Source organism: Pseudomonas sp. SORGH_AS_0211 (assembly GCF_031453455.1).
Lineage (GTDB): Bacteria > Pseudomonadota > Gammaproteobacteria > Pseudomonadales > Pseudomonadaceae > Chryseomonas > Chryseomonas aestiva.
This window is the reverse complement of sequence record NZ_JAVIZV010000001.1, coordinates 1,354,507-1,370,071: the sequence shown is the minus strand read 5'-3', so window position 1 is coordinate 1,370,071 and position 15,565 is coordinate 1,354,507. Positions and strand designations below refer to the sequence as shown.

The following is a 15,565-nucleotide window of genomic DNA, read 5'->3' as shown; positions in this document are numbered from 1 at the left end:
CAGGAAAGTTGTGTCTTCCTCTGGTTCGACGCGCCGCGGGATTTCTTGACAACGCGCTGATGAACGCCTGCACCCGGCTCCGGCAGGGGAAGCACGGGCGGCGCGCCCCGCCTGGCGGCCTCCGGCAAACACCACTCGCTCTAGCCTGCCGGTACCGCTTCGATGAAGGACGCCTTCGGCGGCTGACAAAGCCATGGGCAATCCGTTACCCGACCGTTCGACGAAGCGACGAGCGGTATCGTCAAACTGCCGCAGCCACGCGCTGCGGAAGGGTCTGCGGGGCCTGACCTTCCAGACGTTTCACCAGCGCGCCGAGGTCGATCAGGGTCGCCTGGCGACTGCTGCCCGCGGATCCTACGCCCACCCAGCTCTGCGCCCGCTGCGCCGGTACCGCCCCGCCCTCCCCTGGCAACTGCCAGCTGCGCGCCAGGGCATCGGCGCGCAACTCGGTAAAGGCCTCGATGGCCTCGACCCGCTGCACCACGAAACCCAGACGCTGGCGTTGCCCTTCCACCACGATCACCTGATCGCCGGGGCCGGGCTCGACCGCCACCGCGCCGGGCCAGGGTGCGCAGGCAGACCAGGGTGATCTGCTGGCCGCGGACCTCCATCAATCCCAGCAGCCGCGGATCCCGCTGGCCGAGCCGCAGGAAGTGCGCCGGCAGCGGCAGGACCTCGGCCACCTGCTCCAGCGGGACGGCGAACAGCAATTCGGCGAGAAAGGTCAGGCACGGCTGGCGGCGGACCTGACGGCGCTCTTCGCGCAACAGGTCGCGATCGGTGCGATAGATCCGCGCATAGGCGACCGCCGCCTCCTGGCACCCCAGGGCCAGGTGATCGATCACGATGGCCGCCTCGCCCTCCGCGGCGCTGAACACCCCGCGCAACAGCCCGGGCCGTTCCAGCCCGAAGCCAAGCAGCGGCGCGCACTGCGCCGGATCCCGGCGCCACATGCCGAGCAGCCGCTGGAAGCCGAAGGCCACCCGATACTGACCCTGATCGCCCGCCGCCAGCACCAGCAGCTGCTCATGGTGACCTTTGGCGGGCGTGGCCAGGCCCAGCAGCTCGGACAGTTCCAGCACCGGCAAGGCCTGGCCTCTCAGCTGCACCTGGTAGCGACAGCTGTCGCTGGCGAATTCGCTGGGCGTCAGCTGCGGTCGATCCACCAGCTCCTGCACCACCGCCGCATCCAGGCACAGGCGCCGCCCATCGCACTCGAACAGCAGATAGAGCCGCTCCTCTTCCGTGCCGATGGCGGCCTGCCGCTGTACCGCCGGCGACCTGTCGGCACTGACCTCGAAGCCCGGCAAGGCGGCCAGGGCCGGCAGATCCAGCAGATGCACCAACCGGCCGGTCTCCGCCTGCAGATGCACCTGTCCCAGCAGGCGCCCGGGCGCCCCCTGCAATTGCACGATGGCCTCATCCGCCAGCTTGAGGATGTCCACCACTCCATCGATGGCCAGGCCGAAGCGTCCACCCCCATGACGGATCACGGCGATCCGGCGCTCGTGCTCGACCGCCGGCAATCCCAGCAGGCGATGACCGTCCACCAGCGGCAGCGGCTGGCCGCCCAGCTCGAAAAGGCCTAGCAGCCAGGGCACCGGACTCGGATGAGCGGCCAGGCGCTCCGGCCAGGGCACCACGCGTTCCAGGGCCTGGGCGGACAGGGCGACTTCCAGTTCGCCGATCCGCACGACACCCTGGGTCGCGGTCACGATCGCGCTCCCCCGGTCACCGGCGTGAGTGTGGTGGCCGCGTCCAGCTCCTGGATCAGTTGATTGACCCGCGCCGCATCCTCGAGCTGGGCCGCGGTGGAGCCGTTGATGGCCTCGATGGACTGCTGGGTCTTGCCCACCCCTTCGGCGATCAGGCCGAAGGCCTCGCCCACGCTGCGCGAGATCTCGCTGCCCTGAGCGATGCTCTTCACCGACTCCAGGATCAGCTTGTTGATCTCCTTGGTCGCCTGGGACGACTTCTCGGCCAGCTTGCGGACCTCATCGGCCACCACCGAGAAGCCCAGGCCGTGCTCGCCGGCGCGGGCCGCCTCGATGGCGGCGTTGAAGGCCAGCATGTTGGTCTGGTTGGCGATGTCGCTGATCACCTGGACGATGTCCTGGATGCCCCCGGCGGTGGTGCCTATGGCCTCCATGGCGTCCAGCGAGCGGCTCAGGGTCAGGGAACCGCGCTCGGCTTCCTCCAGGGTGCGTCGGGCCATGCGGTTGGCGTCGTCGGTGGTCTCGGCGATCTGGTTGATGGAGCGGGTCAGGGCGTGCAGCGAGAGATTCATCTGCTCGATCTTCTGCCGCAGGTGCTGCTCCAGCTCCACCTGGCGAGTGATATCGGTGGCGAACTTCACCACCTTGTGCACCTGGCCGTCGGCGTCGAAGATGGGGTTGTAGGTGGCCTGGATCCAGATCCGCTGGCCGAACTTGCTCAGCCGCATGAAGCGCCCGCCAAACACCTCGCCCTGGGCCAGCCGCGCCCAGAACTCGCGGTACTCGCCGGAGGCGACGTGCTCCGCCTCGCAGAAGATGCGGTGATGCTGGCCGCGGATCTCTTCCAGGCGATAACCCAGGGTCGCCAGGAAGTTGCGGTTGGCTTCGAGGATCGTGCCGGTCAGGTCGAATTCGATCACCGCCTGGCCCCGGTCGACGGCCGCCACCTTGCCGGCGTAGTCGCTGTTGCGAATCTGGCTCTCGGTGATGTCCACGGCGAACTTCACCACCTTGCACGGCTTGCCGTCGGCGTCGAAGATCGGGTTGTAGGTGGCCTGGATCCAGATCTCGTCGCCCCGGCTGTTGCGTCTCTTGTACACTCCGGCGTCGAATTCGCCCCGCGCCAGCTTATCCCAGAACAGCCGGTACTCCGCGGAACGGGCATAGTCGTCGGGACAGAAGATGCGGTGATGCTTGCCCGCCACTTCATCGGCCTGGTAACCGAGGGCCAGCAGGAAGTTGCGGTTGGCGGTGAGCACCGTGCCGTCGAGGGAAAACTCGGCGATGGCCTGGGAGCGGTCAATGGCCGCCACCTTGCCTTCGTAGTCGCTGTTGCGCAGCTGACTCTCGGTGACGTCGCTGGCGAACTTGACCACCTTGTACGGCTTGCCCTCCGCATCGAGGATGGGGTTGTAGGTGGCCTGGATCCACACCTGGCGGCCGTCGCTGGCGCGTCTCTTGTACAGTCCGGCATCGAAGTCGCCGCGACCGAGCTTTTCCCAGAACAGCCGATAGCCCGGCGAGCGGGCAAGCTCGGGTTCGCAGAAGATCCGGTGATGCTTGCCGCGCACCTCGTCCAGGCTGTAACCCAGAGCCGACAGGAAGTTCTCGTTGGCCGTCAGGATGTTGCCGTGCAGATCGAATTCGATCACCGCCTGGGCCCGGTCGATGGCGGCCATCTTGCCTACGAATTCGGCGGCCTGCAGTTGCGCATCGGTCACATCGATGGCGAACTTCACCACCTTGTAAGGTTGACCTTCGCTGTCGAGGATGGGGTTGTAGGTGGCCTGGATCCAGATCGGCCGCCCATCGCGGCGGATGCGCTTGTAGACCCCGGTGTCGAAGACACCCTGCCCCAGGCGATTCCACAGCAGGGCGTACTCCGCCGAACGCGCGTAGTCGGCCGGGCACATCAGGCTGTGATGACGCCCGCGCAACTCGTCCAGCGCATAGCCGGTCATGCCTAGGAAGTTGTCATTGGCCCAGAGCACGTTGCCCTGCAGATCGAATTCGATCACCGCCTGAGAGCGATGGATGGCTTCGATCTTGCCTTCGTACTCGACCGCCTGCAGCCGCGTCTCGGTGATGTCGGTGGCGAACTTGATGATGCGCTGCGGACGCCCCTGTGCATCCAGCAACGGATTGTAGGTGGCGCGGATCCACCTCAGGCTGCCGTCCTTGTGCTTGCGGTGATAGACACCGCTGTGGAACTCGCCGCGCGCCAACGCCGCCCAAAAGTCCTGATAGTCCTCGCTCTCCGCCACCCCGGGCGGGCAGAACAGGCGGTGCTGCCGCCCGCTGATCTCGTCGAGGTGATAGCCGAAGGTCTGCAGGAAGTTTTGGTTGGCGTGTAGGATCGTGCCCTGCAGATCGAACTCGATCACCGCCAGGGAGCGGTCCAGCGCCTGGCGCAGGGCGTGGTAGGCGGAGGCATCGTCGACAGCGGCGGATTCGGCAGAGGCGGAAAACATGGGCAGCTCCAGGAGAGGACTCGGCAAACAGGTTATCGGCAATCGCGATAACAAATTGAGTACCGCCTATCCTAGAGATGTTTTCTCCTGGCGGATCGCCAGTAGTCGTCCGATGAACGACCTTAAGTTTTCCCGCCGTCGTTCAGGCCACCAGCTTGGTGCCTATGACCAGCAGCATGATCGCCAGACAGGGTCGCAGCACGCCATCCGGTACGCGTCCGGAGAGATGGCTGCCCAGGAAGATCCCCGGCAAGGACCCCAGCAGCAGAAAGCCCAGGACATGCCAGTCCAGATTGCCCAACCCGGCGTGACCGAGTCCCGCCACCAGCGTCAGGGGTACCGCATGGGCGATCTCGGTACCGACCAGGCGCCGGGTCGCCATCAGCGGATAGAGCAGGAACAGCGCCACCGTGCCCAGGGCCCCAGCGCCGATGGAAGTCAGGGTCACCATGAAGCCCAGCCCTGCGCCGGTAAGCACCGTCAGGGCATTGAGCCGCCTGGCACTCAGGTGAAATCTGTCGCTGGCATGGCGGCTGGCAAAGGCGAAGATCTGCTTTTTGAAGAGAATGGCCAGGGCCGTCAAAAGCAGCACGATGCCCAGGGCATGCTTGATGAGGGCATTGGTGGCGTGCTGATCACCGGGCAGCAGCGCCAGGGCGAGTAGCGTCAGGGCGGCGGTGGGTACGCTGCCGGCGGCCAGCCAGCCGGTCACCGTCCAGTCGATGTTGCGGTTGCGCTGGTGAACGAAGACGCCGCCCGCCTTGGTGATGGCGGCATAGAGCAGATCGGTGCCTACCGCTGCCGCGGGGTTGATCCCGAACCAGAGCAGGATGGGGGTCATCAGCGAGCCACCACCCACGCCCGTCATGCCAACGATGAAGCCAACCACCAGCCCCGCGATCACGAAGCCCAACGCCCCTACTTCCATTACAGCCCCAATTGCCGTTGTCGGCTCATCTTGCGGCCGCACAGGATAACCACTCAGGTTATACCGACCTATATTGAAAGGGTCTTTGCTTATAACCGATAACACTAGATTCCCGGTCAGCGGCTCTGGTGGGCATTCAGATAGGCCGCGACCTCTTCGTCGCCATAGCCGGCGCGCCGGGCATGCGCCTCGATGGCGGCACGGCAGGCGGGATCGTTAACGGTCGCCGGCATGACGGTGCCGCAGGGCGCCAGGCTCGCCTGCGCCAGGAAGCTCTCGAGATCCTGCTTGTGTTCGTCCGCGACCGAATGGGTACCCGTGGTGGGGGCATGGGCCGCTACCGGCGGCGTCGTGGTCGCCACCACGGCGGGCTCGCTGCTGGTCGAATCACTGCGGTGGGTGGTGGCCACTGCAGCCACTACCAGCAGGCCGAAACCTGCGGTCAACACCAGCAACTTGCGAGTTGAAGTCCCGCTCATGATTTCTTCTTCCCTATGAAAAAGCTGACATCTCGAACCTGAAAACGACGTGGGCTGCCGAAAGTCCGACTTTTAACCAATCAAGTCAGACAATATTTTTCCAGTCTGTGTTCAGTCAAAGGCGGCGCATGCCACACTCGGCGGTATCAGGAGACAGGAGCGGCTCATGCAGCACAAGGATTTCATCGGCCCCCGGTTGCGCCAGCTCAGCGCGGACCTTTCGCTCGCCGATCGCCTGGCGGAGAGTGCCCAGGTCGATCTCAATGCCGACCTGAAGCGCCGCGTCCGGGAAGACCTCGAACGGGCGCTACGCGAGGTCGGTCAGCTCAGCGAAGAGCAGACGCTCTGGCTGAACTGGGCGACCAGCTAACCTGGCACGCCCGCCGTCGTCGCGCTGTAATGCGCGGCTGCTATCTGTAGCGGCATCCATCCTCTGGAGCCGAGCATGAAAGCGGATTACGAAATCAGTGACGACATCGCCCACTTCGTGGGGGGCGCCTTGATCAGCCTGGTGCTGCTCAGTGGCGGAGCCATCGGCGGCGCCCTGTTCCTGCTGGCCGAGACCTTCAACTGACCGTCCGTCGCCAGGCCCGCCGCTCTTGCAGCAGTCGCGAGGCCGTCCTTGACCGGGTGGGTGTTCGACCGCGCAGCCGTCACTCGCCCCGAATCCGCCCGCATCTTGCATTACCCGCCCGCCGCATTAGTCTTGAAAGTGCCAATAACAATTAGTGCAGACGGCAAGAGGTCGGATCATGCGAACCCAACTGACCCGCTCGATCACCCTGTTCGACAGCCCTGATCATCAGCCTGCAACCGCAGAGGTCTCCTCCGCGCCGGGCAATCGCAAGCGCAACCTGCAGAAGTGGACCAGGGCCCTGGTATTCGGTACCCCGCTCGCCTTCGCGCTCTGCGCACCGCTGCTGCGGCATCTGCACTGAGGCCGGGTACCCGCTCAAACGCTTGCGACCCGCTGGCCGCCGCCTGAATCGCAGGCACAAAAAAACCGGCGCTGGGCCGGTCTTCTGCTGTGCATCTTGATTGGTGCGGACGGAGAGACTCGAACTCTCACACCTTGCGGCGCCAGAACCTAAATCTGGTGTGTCTACCAATTCCACCACGTCCGCGAGACGCTTGAAAGACGAACGCCAGACACGAGGTCTGGCGTTCGCTGAATATGGGGTGGACGATGGGAATCGAACCCACGACACCAGGAGCCACAATCCTGTGCTCTACCAACTGAGCTACGCCCACCATATCTTACGTGCTTGCCGTCGCCGAACCGCCAATGGCGCGCCCGGCAGGACTCGAACCTGCGACCATCCGCTTAGAAGGCGGATGCTCTATCCAGCTGAGCTACGGGCGCCTGTTACGGCAGCTGCCCTAGCAGAGACCTCCTTGGTGAGAAGCCTCTTGCCTGGCCCTTGTCAGTGACTTGGGCTGTGCTCGGCAAGCGGGGCGAATGTTATAAAGCTCCCGCCGACCCGTCAACTAATTTTTAAAAAATTTTTAAGCAGAAGAATGAGTTAGCCGCCGCAGAGGCTTCTCTGTTGCCAGCGGGCCCGTCCATGCGAAAATAGCCGACCCTTTTCCGTCACCACCAGAAATCGCCCATGACCGCCCAACTGATCGACGGCAAGTCCATTGCCGCCCGCCTGCGCCAGGATATTGCCCAGCGAGTTTCTCAACGTCGTAGCGCCGGACTGCGCGCCCCTGGCCTCGCCGTCATCCTGGTCGGCACCGATCCCGCCTCGAGCGTCTATGTGGCGCACAAGCGCAAGGATTGCCAAGAAGTCGGTTTCGACTCCTATGCCCATGACCTGCCGGCCAGCACGACCCAGGCAGAACTGGAAGCCCTGATCGACCGGCTCAACGACGACACCAGCGTCGACGGCATCCTGCTGCAGTTGCCGCTGCCCGCGCACCTGGATGCCACCCAGCTGCTGGAACGCATCCGCACCGACAAGGACGTCGACGGCTTCCATCCCTACAACCTGGGTCGCCTGGCACAGCGCAATCCCCAGCTGCGCCCCTGCACCCCCAAGGGCATCATGACGCTGCTGCACAGCACCGGCGTCGACCTCTATGGGCTGGATGCGGTGGTGGTCGGCGCCTCCAACATCGTCGGTCGGCCCATGGCGCTGGAACTGTTGCTGGCCGGTTGCACCGCCACCGTGACCCACAGATTCACCCGCTCCCTCGAACACCACGTCAGCCAGGCCGATCTGGTGGTGGTGGCCGTGGGCAAGCCGGGACTGGTCAAGGGTGAATGGATCAAGCCCGGCGCCATCGTCATCGACGTGGGCATCAATCGCCAGGCCGATGGCCGCCTGGTAGGCGACGTGGAGTTCGACAGCGCCTGTGAGCGGGCCAGCTGGATCACCCCGGTTCCCGGCGGCGTCGGCCCGATGACGCGGGCCTGCCTGCTGGAAAACACGCTGTACGCGGCCGAGCAGCTGCACAGCTAGCAAAAACGGGCCCCGCGGGGCCCGTTCTTCATTCAGCCGACCCTCAGGGCAGCCAGGACTTCACGCGATCCGGATGGGCAGCGATCCAGGCCTTGGCGGCCTCTTCCGGCTTCTTGCCCTCTTCCACGGCCAGCATCACCTCGTTCACCTCACCCGGCTGCCAGGCGAACTTCTTCAGGAGATCCCAGACCGGCTTGGCCTTGGCTTCCAGCGCGGGGTTGGCCACGGTGTCCACGTGCTCGGAGCCACCGAACACGCCCTTGGGATCCTCGAGGAACTTCAGCTTCCACTTGGCGAACATCCAGTGCGGCACCCAGCCCGTCACCACGACCGGCTTCTGGTCCTTCTCGGCCCGGGTCAGCTCGGCAATCATGCCGCTACCGGAACTGGCCACCAGCTTGTAGTCCAGGCCATAGTCCTTGATCGCCTGGTCGGCCTTGAGCATGACCCCGGCACCGGCATCGATGCCGACGATACGGCCACCGAAGTCGGCCTTCTGCGCCTGCAGATCGGCGATGCTATTGGCCTTGACGTACTCCGGCACGATCAGACCGATCTTGGCGTCGGGGGTATTGACGTTCAGATCGACCACCTGGTCCTTCATCTTCTCGTAGTAGGCGCCATGGGTGACCGGCAACCAGGCGGACAGCATGGCGTCGAGTTTGCCGCGCGCGACGCCCTGCCACATGATGCCGGCGGCAACCGGCATGAGCTTGACCTCGTAGCCCAGATTCTGGCGGATCACTTCAGCTGCGGTATGGGTCGTGGCCACGCTGTCGGCCCAGCCATCGACGTAGCCGATGGTGATTTCCGGCTTGGCCGCCTGGGCCAGGCTCATGGCCGAGGTCAAGGCGACACCGAGTCCTATTCCCAACAGTTTCTTCACCATGCTCATGCAGCAGTCCTCTCGCTATGGAAGTCGGGCGGTTGCCCCACTCCCATCATTCGGGCAATGCAAGATGGCCACTACCGCCTGGGCGACGCATAACGACCGGTTAGCGACAAAGGCTGCACTTTTAACGACATGCGATGTCGCTTGACGCAGCCCGTCGACCGCTCTGTAATCGACGCCTCGCAGAAACCCGCACCTGCCGATGCAACCTATTGGCGGGCCGTTGTCTTACCTACGCTCTCAAGCCCTCTGAAAGGACTCTGTCCATGCGTCTTTCGTTGCGCGTCGCCGCCCTGCTGGGCGCGCTGTTTTCCGGCCTCTGGGGCACCGCGCACGCGGCCGCCGAAGTGGATGCCGCCACCTATGGCTATCCACTGGTCAATCCTTTCGAAGCCACCATCGTCACCACGCCGGAAAAATTCCGTCCCGAGCTGCCGCCCGAAAGCACCATCGACCAGGATGACTACAGCCTCAACCTGCGTCCGGAGCGGGAATACCAGCTGCCCGGCAACTTCTGGCCGGTGAAGAAATTCCACTACCGCCTCGCGCGCCAGGATCATCCGGCACCGCTGATCTTCCTGATCGCCGGCACCGGCGCCAACTATTCCTCGAGTACCCAGGAATACCTCAAGCGCCTGTATTACGCCGCCGGCTACCACGTGGTGCAGCTGTCCTCGCCCACCAGCTGGGACTTCATGGTGTCGGTGTCGCGCACCGCCACCCCGGGCTATACCCCGCACGATGCCGAGGATCTCTATCGCGCCATGCAGGCGGTGCGCGCCCAGCATCCCAAGCTGCCGGTCACCGACTACTACCTGACCGGCTACAGCCTGGGCGGCCTGGACGCCGCCTTCGTCTCCTACCTGGACGAGAGCCAGCGCAGCTTCAACTTCAAGAAGGTGCTGATGGTCAATCCGCCGGTCAATCTGCTGACCTCGGTACGCAACCTGGATCGCCTGGTGCAGACCGAGGTGAAGGGTGTCACCAACAACCGCACCTTCTACGAGCTGATCCTGTCGAAGCTGACCCGCTACTTCCAGGAGAAGGGCTACGTCGACTTCAACGACGCCGTGGTGCGTGACTTCCAGCGCTCGCCGGAGCGACTGAGCAACGAAGAACTGGCCATGCTGATCGGCTCGTCCTTCCGCTTCTCGGCGGCCGACATCGCCTTCACGTCCGACCTGATCAACCGCCGCGGCCTGATCACCCCGCCGACCTACCCCATCACCGAGGGCACCAGTCTGACGCGCTTCTTCGCCCGTTCGCTGCAGTGCGACTTCGACTGCTACATGACCGAGCAGGTGATGCCGTTCTGGCAGAAGAACTTCAAGGGGCAGAACCTCGACGATCTGGCGCGCAAGTCCAGCCTCATCGCGCTGGAAGACTATCTGAAGAGCAGCCCGAAGATCGGCGTCATGCACAATGCCGACGACATCATCCTCGGCCCGGGCGACCTCGGTTTCCTGCGCAAGACCTTTGGCGATCGCTTGACCGTCTATCCCCACGGCGGCCATTGCGGCAATCTCAACTACCGCGTCAACGCGAACGCCATGCTGGAGTTCTTCGCCCGTGGTTAAGTCCCTGCTCGCTCTCCTCCTGATGGCCAGTGCCTCGGTCTTCGCCGCCGAATCGAGTCCGCCGCCCTCCTCCACCCTGACCATCGGCTCGGACACCATGCCGGCCGCGCCGGTGGGCGCCGATGGCTTCAGCAATCCGCTGTCGACCCTCAAGTACAACCCGGGTCTGGACCAGCGTGAATTCGAACGGGCGTCCCTGGTCGCCCTGGACGTCTACGACCCCCTCGAATCCTGGAACCGCCACGTCTACCACTTCAACTATCGGCTGGACGAGTGGGTCCTGCTGCCGGTGGTCAACGGCTATCGCTGGATCACCCCGCGCTTCGTGCGTTCGGGCGTGAGCAACTTCTTCAGCAACCTGGGTGACGTCAACAACCTGCTCAACAGCGTGCTGCAGTTCAAGGGCCGGCGCGCCCTGGACACCACCGGCCGCCTGCTGCTCAACACCACCATCGGGGTGTTCGGCCTGTGGGACCCGGCGACCCGTGTCGGGCTGATCAAGCAACCAGAAGACTTCGGCCAGACCCTGGGCTTCTATGGCGTGGGTGACGGTCCCTTCCTGATGCTGCCAATCCTCGGCCCGTCCAACCTGCGCGACACCGGCGGCCTGGCGGTGGACTTCGCCGCCGAGGCGCAGATCAACTTCCTCAACGTCAGCGACGAGAGCGGTCGTCACCCAGAGATCATGGTGCTGCGCGGCATCAACCTCAGGTACGTCACCGACATGAGATACGGCCAGCTCAACTCGCCCTTCGAGTACGAGAAGATCCGCTATTTCTACACCAAGGCGCGGGAACTGCAGATCGCCGAATGAGGCTTAGGCGCTGGCGAGAAAGGCCCGCAGCTCCGGCAGGCGGGCCTGGGCGTCGGCCCGTCCCAGCGCCATGAGTTCCTGGCAGTAGGCCGCCTCGAACAGCAGATAGCTGAGCAGCGCACTGCCCGAAGGCCGATTCACCCCGACACCCCGCAGCAACTGCCGCAACGCGGATGGCAGGCGCTTGCGGTGCCGGGTGGCGATATCTGCCAGCGGCTGGCTGGGCGAGATCACCAGCATGTCCACCGGACGGCAGAAGCGTCCGCTGACCGGATCCCCTGCCGGCAGGGCGCTACTCAGCAGATTGAGGCGCCGCAGGGTCTCGGTATCGCTGTCTAGGGCATCGACGAAGGTGCTGTTGAGCAGGTGACCGCCGATCTGCGCCACCGTCGGCGGCCGACCCTGCAGGCCGTGCTCGTGTCCCCCTGGCGCGCCGAGTCCGATTACCAGGATGCGCTCAGCCCCCAGATGCAGCGCCGGACTGATGGGCGCCGTCTGCCGCACCGAACCGTCGCCCAAGAACTCGCGCCCGACCTTCACCGGCGGAAAGAACAGCGGGATGGCCGTGCTGGCCAGCAGGTGGTCGACCGCCAGCCGTGCCGGCACCCCGACGCGCCGATGACGAAACCAGGGATCGAGCGCGCCATGACTCTGGTAGAAGGTCATCGCCTGGCCCGAGGCATAGCCGAAGGCCGTGACCGCCACGGCCCGCAGGGCGTGCTGGCGCAAGGCCGCGGTGATCCCGGAGAAATCCAGCTCGCGACTGAGCAGCGCCCGCAGGGGCGCGTTGTCGAGTAGGGCCAGCGGTTCCTGGTGCCAGGCGCCGAACAGCGTCTGCAGGCCGAAGCGCGCGGCCTGGCGGCTCGCCCCGGCCCAGTCGCTGCGATAGATCATCGCCGTTTCCAGGTTCGACCAGACCGCCGCCAGGCGATCCACCGCACGGCCGAAATCCAGGGCGCCGCAGCCCAGCACGGCGGCGTTGAGCGCGCCCGCCGAGGTGCCGACGAGGATCGGAAAGGGATTCTCGGAACGCACCGCCAGGGTATCGGCCACCACCTGCAGCACCCCGACCTGATAGGCGGCCCGCGCACCGCCGCCGGCCAGAATCAGCCCGGTGCGCCGCTCGCCGCCCAGGCTCATCTAGCGTTTCTTCTTCGGATACAGCTTGGGCTCGCCGGGCGGACGGGTCTTGAATCGCCGATGGGCCCAGAGGTACTGCTCGGGCAACTCGCTGACGCAGCGCTCGACCCAGAGATTGATGCGCCGGCAGTCGGCCTCCTCGTTCTCGCCCGGGAAGTCGGCCAGCGGCGGATGCACCACCAGGCGATAGCCCGAACCGTCCGCCAGGCGCTCCTGGGTGAAGGGCAACACCCGCGCCCGTCCGAGCCGAGCGAACTTGGTGGTGGCCGTCACCGTGGCTGCCTGAATGCCGAACAGCGGCACGAACAGACTCTGCTTGGCGCCGTAGTCCTGGTCGGGCGCGTACCAGATGGCCCGGCCGGCGCGCAGCACCTTGAGCATGGCGCGGACGTCCTCGCGCTCGATGGCGGTGGCGTCCTGGTTGTGGCGCTCTCGACCGCGGCGCTGGATGAAGTCGAACACCGGATTCTTGTGCTGGCGGTACATGCCGTCGATGGTATGCCGCTGCCCGAGCAGCGCCGCGCCGATTTCCAGGGTGGTGAAATGCAGCGCCATGAGGATCACTCCCTGGCCTTCGCGCTGAGCGGCCTGCAGATGCTCGAGGCCTTCGATATGGGCCAACCGGGCCAGGCGCTGCCGCGGCCACCACCAGCTCATGGCCATCTCCAGCAGGGCCATGGCGCTGCTGGCGAAGTTGCGCCGCAGCAGGCGATCGCGTGCCCGCTCGTCGAGCTGGGGAAAGCAGAGTTCCAGGTTGCGGCGGGCGATGGCGCGGCGCTGACCGGCGACGTGATAGAAGACCCAGCCGAGTCCCTGGGCGAGTCGCAGCAGCACGGCATAGGGCAGTTGCACCAGCAGCCAGAGCAGCCCCAGCCCCAGCCAGAGCGGCCAATGACGTGGATTGAGAAAGGCGAGGCGGAAAGACGGCCGCTCCATCGGAACTCCTGCATGAAAAAGTCGCGCCATTCTACAGGGCTCGCGCAGATTTCCCGTAGCCTTCACAGTCATGGCCCCCCAGACCTGGTGAGGGTTGCGACACGCGGGGCATCCCGCTATAAGTCCCGCCATCCAAGCACAAGTACCCACCATGACCGCAGCCGATCCTTCCGAAAGCGACTCCGTCTTCCAGCTCAAGGGCAACATGCTCGCCGTGACCGTGCTGGAGCTTCTCCGCAACGACCTGGGGCGCCTGGACCGGCAACTGGCCCAGAAGGTCGCCCAGGCCCCCAACTTCTTCCAGGAAACGCCGCTGGTACTGGGCCTCGACAAGCTCGCCGAGGATGCCGGCCCGCTCGACCTGGGCGCCCTCCTCGACCTCTGCCGCCGGCACGGCCTGCGCACCCTGGCCCTGCGTGCCAGTCGCAGCGGGGATCTGGCCGCCGCCAACGACTACGACCTGCCGATCCTGCCAGCCAGTTCCGGCGGGCGTGAGCGCCAGGTCGAGCCGCGCGATCGCGAGCCGGTCAAGCCGGCGGAACCGCCCAAACCGGCCGCACCGACGATCAATCCGACCAAGATCATCACCGCCCCGGTGCGCGGCGGTGTGCAGCTCTATGCCCCGGCCGGTGACCTGGTGGTGCTGGCGCCGGTCAGTCCGGGCGCCGAATTGCTCGCCGACGGCAACATCCATGTCTATGGACCCATGCGCGGCCGAGCGCTGGCCGGTGTAAAGGGTGATACTAAAGCGCGGATTTTCTGCCAGCAGCTGACCGCGGAACTGCTCTCCATCGCTGGCCAGTACAAGGTCGCCGAGGACCTGCGACGCCATCCACAGTGGGGCAATCCGGTCCAGGTCAGTCTGGTGGGAGATGTGTTGAACATCACCCGTCTTTGACGGATACTTCCGCGAATTTTTCGCACTTGGCGCCTAAGCCGCCAACGGCAACACGAAGCGCGACACTGCCTGCAATCTCGTCACCGAGGGCACCGAGTCGCTTCAGTTATTCCTTTCGATCAAGGTGAATCAGTTTGGCCAAAGTACTCGTAGTCACCTCCGGCAAGGGCGGCGTCGGCAAGACCACCAGCAGCGCCGCCATCGGTACCGGTCTCGCCCTGCGCGGCCACAAGACCGTCATCGTCGACTTCGACGTCGGCCTGCGTAACCTCGACCTGATCATGGGCTGCGAGCGCCGCGTGGTGTACGACTTCGTCAACGTGATCAACAACGAAGCCACCCTGAGCCAGGCCCTGATCAAGGACAAGCGTCTCGAGAACCTGTTCGTGCTGGCCGCCAGCCAGACCCGCGACAAGGACGCCCTGACCCAGGACGGCGTCGAGCGCGTGATCAACGAACTCAAGCAGACCTTCGACTTCATCGTCTGCGACTCCCCGGCCGGGATCGAGAAGGGTGCCCACCTGGCGATGTACTTCGCCGACGAGGCCATCGTGGTGACCAACCCCGAAGTCTCCTCGGTACGCGACTCCGACCGCATGCTCGGCCTGCTGGCCAGCAAGTCGCGCCGCGCGGAAAAGGGCGAGGAAGCCATCAAGGAGCACCTGCTGCTGACCCGCTACAACCCCGAGCGCGTCACCAAGGGCGAAATGCTGGGCGTCGAGGACGTGGAAGAGATCCTGTCCATCCGCCTGCTCGGCGTGATCCCCGAATCCCAGGCGGTGCTCAAGGCGTCGAACCAGGGTATCCCGGTAATTCTCGACGAACAGAGCGACGCCGGTCAGGCCTACAGTGATACCGTGGAACGACTGCTCGGCAAGGAAGTGGCCTATCGCTTCCTCGACGTGAAGAAGAAAGGCTTCCTGCAACGTCTGTTCGGGGGTGGTAGCGAATGAACATCTTCGACTTCTTTCGCGATCGGAAGAAGCAGAACAGCGCTTCGATAGCCAAGGAGCGGCTGCAGATCATCGTGGCCCACGAACGCGGTCGCCACGAGCAGCCGGACTATCTGCCGCAATTGCAGAAAGACCTGCTGGAAGTGATCCGCAAGTACGTGCCCATCGAGCAGGACCAGATCCAGGTCGAACTGGAAAATCAGGGCAGCTGCTCGATCCTCGAACTCAACATCACCCTGCCCGACCGCTAAGGCGAGCGCAGCAGGACAGCGGCGGCCCCAGGGCCGCCGTTGGCGT

The 15,565-nt window shown here is 65.0% G+C and carries 16 protein-coding genes and 3 tRNA genes; 9 read left to right on the top strand and 10 right to left on the bottom strand.

Features of this window, described 5'->3' with window-relative positions; genetic code table 11:
- Positions 1-140: 140 nt before the first annotated feature.
- The 4 genes from QE393_RS06390 to QE393_RS06375 all read right to left on the bottom strand — a co-directional run bounded on the left by QE393_RS06390 (position 141) and on the right by QE393_RS06375 (position 5,593).
- Positions 141-1,715: a chemotaxis protein CheW gene (locus tag QE393_RS06390; protein ID WP_310042626.1), complete on the bottom strand. Its 1,575-nt coding sequence runs from the start codon at positions 1,713-1,715 to the stop codon at positions 141-143.
- Complete coding sequence (locus QE393_RS06385) at positions 1,712-4,186, bottom strand: PAS domain S-box protein (protein WP_273809599.1); 2,475 nt, start codon at positions 4,184-4,186, stop codon at positions 1,712-1,714. The genes QE393_RS06390 and QE393_RS06385 overlap by 4 nt, the downstream gene beginning before the upstream one ends.
- A gap of 142 nt (positions 4,187-4,328) precedes the next feature.
- Entirely contained in the window at positions 4,329-5,114 is a 786-nt protein-coding gene (locus QE393_RS06380; protein ID WP_273809597.1) for a sulfite exporter TauE/SafE family protein, read from the bottom strand.
- A gap of 116 nt (positions 5,115-5,230) precedes the next feature.
- Positions 5,231-5,593 (bottom strand): hypothetical protein, encoded by a 363-nt coding sequence (locus QE393_RS06375; RefSeq protein WP_133859333.1) that lies wholly within the window; start codon positions 5,591-5,593, stop codon positions 5,231-5,233.
- Between the two features lie 166 nt (positions 5,594-5,759).
- On the opposite strand from QE393_RS06375, the gene QE393_RS06370 reads away from it, so the two are divergent.
- The 3 genes from QE393_RS06370 to QE393_RS06360 all read left to right on the top strand — a co-directional run bounded on the left by QE393_RS06370 (position 5,760) and on the right by QE393_RS06360 (position 6,531).
- Positions 5,760-5,963: a hypothetical protein gene (locus QE393_RS06370; protein ID WP_133859334.1), complete on the top strand. Its 204-nt coding sequence runs from the start codon at positions 5,760-5,762 to the stop codon at positions 5,961-5,963.
- Positions 5,964-6,038: 75 nt separating this feature from the next.
- Positions 6,039-6,167, top strand: coding sequence for a hypothetical protein (locus QE393_RS06365; RefSeq protein WP_273809594.1), 129 nt, complete (start codon positions 6,039-6,041; stop codon positions 6,165-6,167).
- A 178-nt stretch (positions 6,168-6,345) separates the two neighbouring features.
- Positions 6,346-6,531 carry a hypothetical protein gene (locus tag QE393_RS06360; RefSeq protein WP_273809592.1) on the top strand — a complete coding sequence of 62 codons (186 nt, stop codon included), beginning with the start codon at positions 6,346-6,348 and terminating at the stop codon, positions 6,529-6,531.
- A 101-nt stretch (positions 6,532-6,632) separates the two neighbouring features.
- Here QE393_RS06360 and QE393_RS06355 read toward each other — a convergent pair.
- From QE393_RS06355 to QE393_RS06345, 3 genes are all read right to left on the bottom strand, one after another.
- A tRNA-Leu gene (locus QE393_RS06355) sits at positions 6,633-6,717 on the bottom strand.
- A 51-nt stretch (positions 6,718-6,768) separates the two neighbouring features.
- Positions 6,769-6,844: transfer RNA gene (locus tag QE393_RS06350), tRNA-His, on the bottom strand.
- Between the two features lie 35 nt (positions 6,845-6,879).
- Positions 6,880-6,956: transfer RNA gene (locus QE393_RS06345), tRNA-Arg, on the bottom strand.
- 247 nt (positions 6,957-7,203) lie between these two features.
- Between QE393_RS06345 and folD the strand changes: the two genes are divergently transcribed.
- Positions 7,204-8,058 (top strand): bifunctional methylenetetrahydrofolate dehydrogenase/methenyltetrahydrofolate cyclohydrolase FolD, encoded by an 855-nt coding sequence (folD, locus tag QE393_RS06340; RefSeq protein WP_273809590.1) that lies wholly within the window; start codon positions 7,204-7,206, stop codon positions 8,056-8,058.
- A gap of 43 nt (positions 8,059-8,101) precedes the next feature.
- On the opposite strand, the gene QE393_RS06335 is transcribed toward folD, so the two are convergent.
- Positions 8,102-8,947, bottom strand: a complete 846-nt coding sequence (locus QE393_RS06335; RefSeq protein WP_405046280.1) for a glycine betaine ABC transporter substrate-binding protein — start codon at positions 8,945-8,947, stop codon at positions 8,102-8,104.
- Between the two features lie 269 nt (positions 8,948-9,216).
- Between QE393_RS06335 and QE393_RS06330 the strand changes: the two genes are divergently transcribed.
- Together QE393_RS06330 and QE393_RS06325 are read left to right on the top strand one after the other, a co-directional pair.
- Positions 9,217-10,527: an alpha/beta fold hydrolase gene (locus QE393_RS06330; protein ID WP_273809585.1), complete on the top strand. Its 1,311-nt coding sequence runs from the start codon at positions 9,217-9,219 to the stop codon at positions 10,525-10,527.
- Positions 10,528-10,624: 97 nt separating this feature from the next.
- Complete coding sequence (locus QE393_RS06325) at positions 10,625-11,341, top strand: VacJ family lipoprotein (protein WP_405046279.1); 717 nt, start codon at positions 10,625-10,627, stop codon at positions 11,339-11,341.
- A 3-nt stretch (positions 11,342-11,344) separates the two neighbouring features.
- On the opposite strand, the gene QE393_RS06320 is transcribed toward QE393_RS06325, so the two are convergent.
- Positions 11,345-12,481, bottom strand: a complete 1,137-nt coding sequence (locus QE393_RS06320; RefSeq protein ID WP_273809584.1) for a patatin-like phospholipase family protein — start codon at positions 12,479-12,481, stop codon at positions 11,345-11,347.
- Positions 12,482-13,417, bottom strand: coding sequence for a lipid A biosynthesis lauroyl acyltransferase (locus QE393_RS06315; RefSeq protein WP_273809582.1), 936 nt, complete (start codon positions 13,415-13,417; stop codon positions 12,482-12,484).
- A gap of 151 nt (positions 13,418-13,568) precedes the next feature.
- Between QE393_RS06315 and minC the strand changes: the two genes are divergently transcribed.
- The 3 genes from minC to minE all read left to right on the top strand — a co-directional run bounded on the left by minC (position 13,569) and on the right by minE (position 15,519).
- Positions 13,569-14,315 (top strand): septum site-determining protein MinC, encoded by a 747-nt coding sequence (minC, locus tag QE393_RS06310; RefSeq protein WP_273809581.1) that lies wholly within the window; start codon positions 13,569-13,571, stop codon positions 14,313-14,315.
- 134 nt (positions 14,316-14,449) lie between these two features.
- Entirely contained in the window at positions 14,450-15,268 is an 819-nt protein-coding gene (gene minD, locus QE393_RS06305) for a septum site-determining protein MinD (RefSeq protein WP_133859342.1), read from the top strand.
- Positions 15,265-15,519 carry a cell division topological specificity factor MinE gene (minE, locus tag QE393_RS06300; protein WP_017642793.1) on the top strand — a complete coding sequence of 85 codons (255 nt, stop codon included), beginning with the start codon at positions 15,265-15,267 and terminating at the stop codon, positions 15,517-15,519. The genes minD and minE overlap by 4 nt, the downstream gene beginning before the upstream one ends.
- Positions 15,520-15,565: the final 46 nt, after the last annotated feature.

Bases quoted from the DNA above. Each gene is read 5' to 3' on its own strand.
- QE393_RS06325 (WP_405046279.1), top strand. From the start codon at position 10,625: ATGCCGGCCGCGCCGGTGGGCGCCGATGGCTTCAGCAATCCGCTGTCG.
- QE393_RS06375 (WP_133859333.1), bottom strand. From the start codon at position 5,593: ATGAGCGGGACTTCAACTCGCAAGTTGCTGGTGTTGACCGCAGGTTTC.
- folD (WP_273809590.1), top strand. From the start codon at position 7,204: ATGACCGCCCAACTGATCGACGGCAAGTCCATTGCCGCCCGCCTGCGC.
- QE393_RS06320 (WP_273809584.1), bottom strand. From the start codon at position 12,481: ATGAGCCTGGGCGGCGAGCGGCGCACCGGGCTGATTCTGGCCGGCGGC.
- minE (WP_017642793.1), top strand. From the start codon at position 15,265: ATGAACATCTTCGACTTCTTTCGCGATCGGAAGAAGCAGAACAGCGCT.
- QE393_RS06385 (WP_273809599.1), bottom strand. From the start codon at position 4,186: ATGTTTTCCGCCTCTGCCGAATCCGCCGCTGTCGACGATGCCTCCGCC.
- QE393_RS06380 (WP_273809597.1), bottom strand. From the start codon at position 5,114: ATGGAAGTAGGGGCGTTGGGCTTCGTGATCGCGGGGCTGGTGGTTGGC.
- QE393_RS06335 (WP_405046280.1), bottom strand. From the start codon at position 8,947: ATGGTGAAGAAACTGTTGGGAATAGGACTCGGTGTCGCCTTGACCTCG.
- QE393_RS06330 (WP_273809585.1), top strand. From the start codon at position 9,217: ATGCGTCTTTCGTTGCGCGTCGCCGCCCTGCTGGGCGCGCTGTTTTCC.
- QE393_RS06315 (WP_273809582.1), bottom strand. From the start codon at position 13,417: ATGGAGCGGCCGTCTTTCCGCCTCGCCTTTCTCAATCCACGTCATTGG.
- minC (WP_273809581.1), top strand. From the start codon at position 13,569: ATGACCGCAGCCGATCCTTCCGAAAGCGACTCCGTCTTCCAGCTCAAG.
- QE393_RS06360 (WP_273809592.1), top strand. From the start codon at position 6,346: ATGCGAACCCAACTGACCCGCTCGATCACCCTGTTCGACAGCCCTGAT.
- QE393_RS06365 (WP_273809594.1), top strand. From the start codon at position 6,039: ATGAAAGCGGATTACGAAATCAGTGACGACATCGCCCACTTCGTGGGG.
- QE393_RS06370 (WP_133859334.1), top strand. From the start codon at position 5,760: ATGCAGCACAAGGATTTCATCGGCCCCCGGTTGCGCCAGCTCAGCGCG.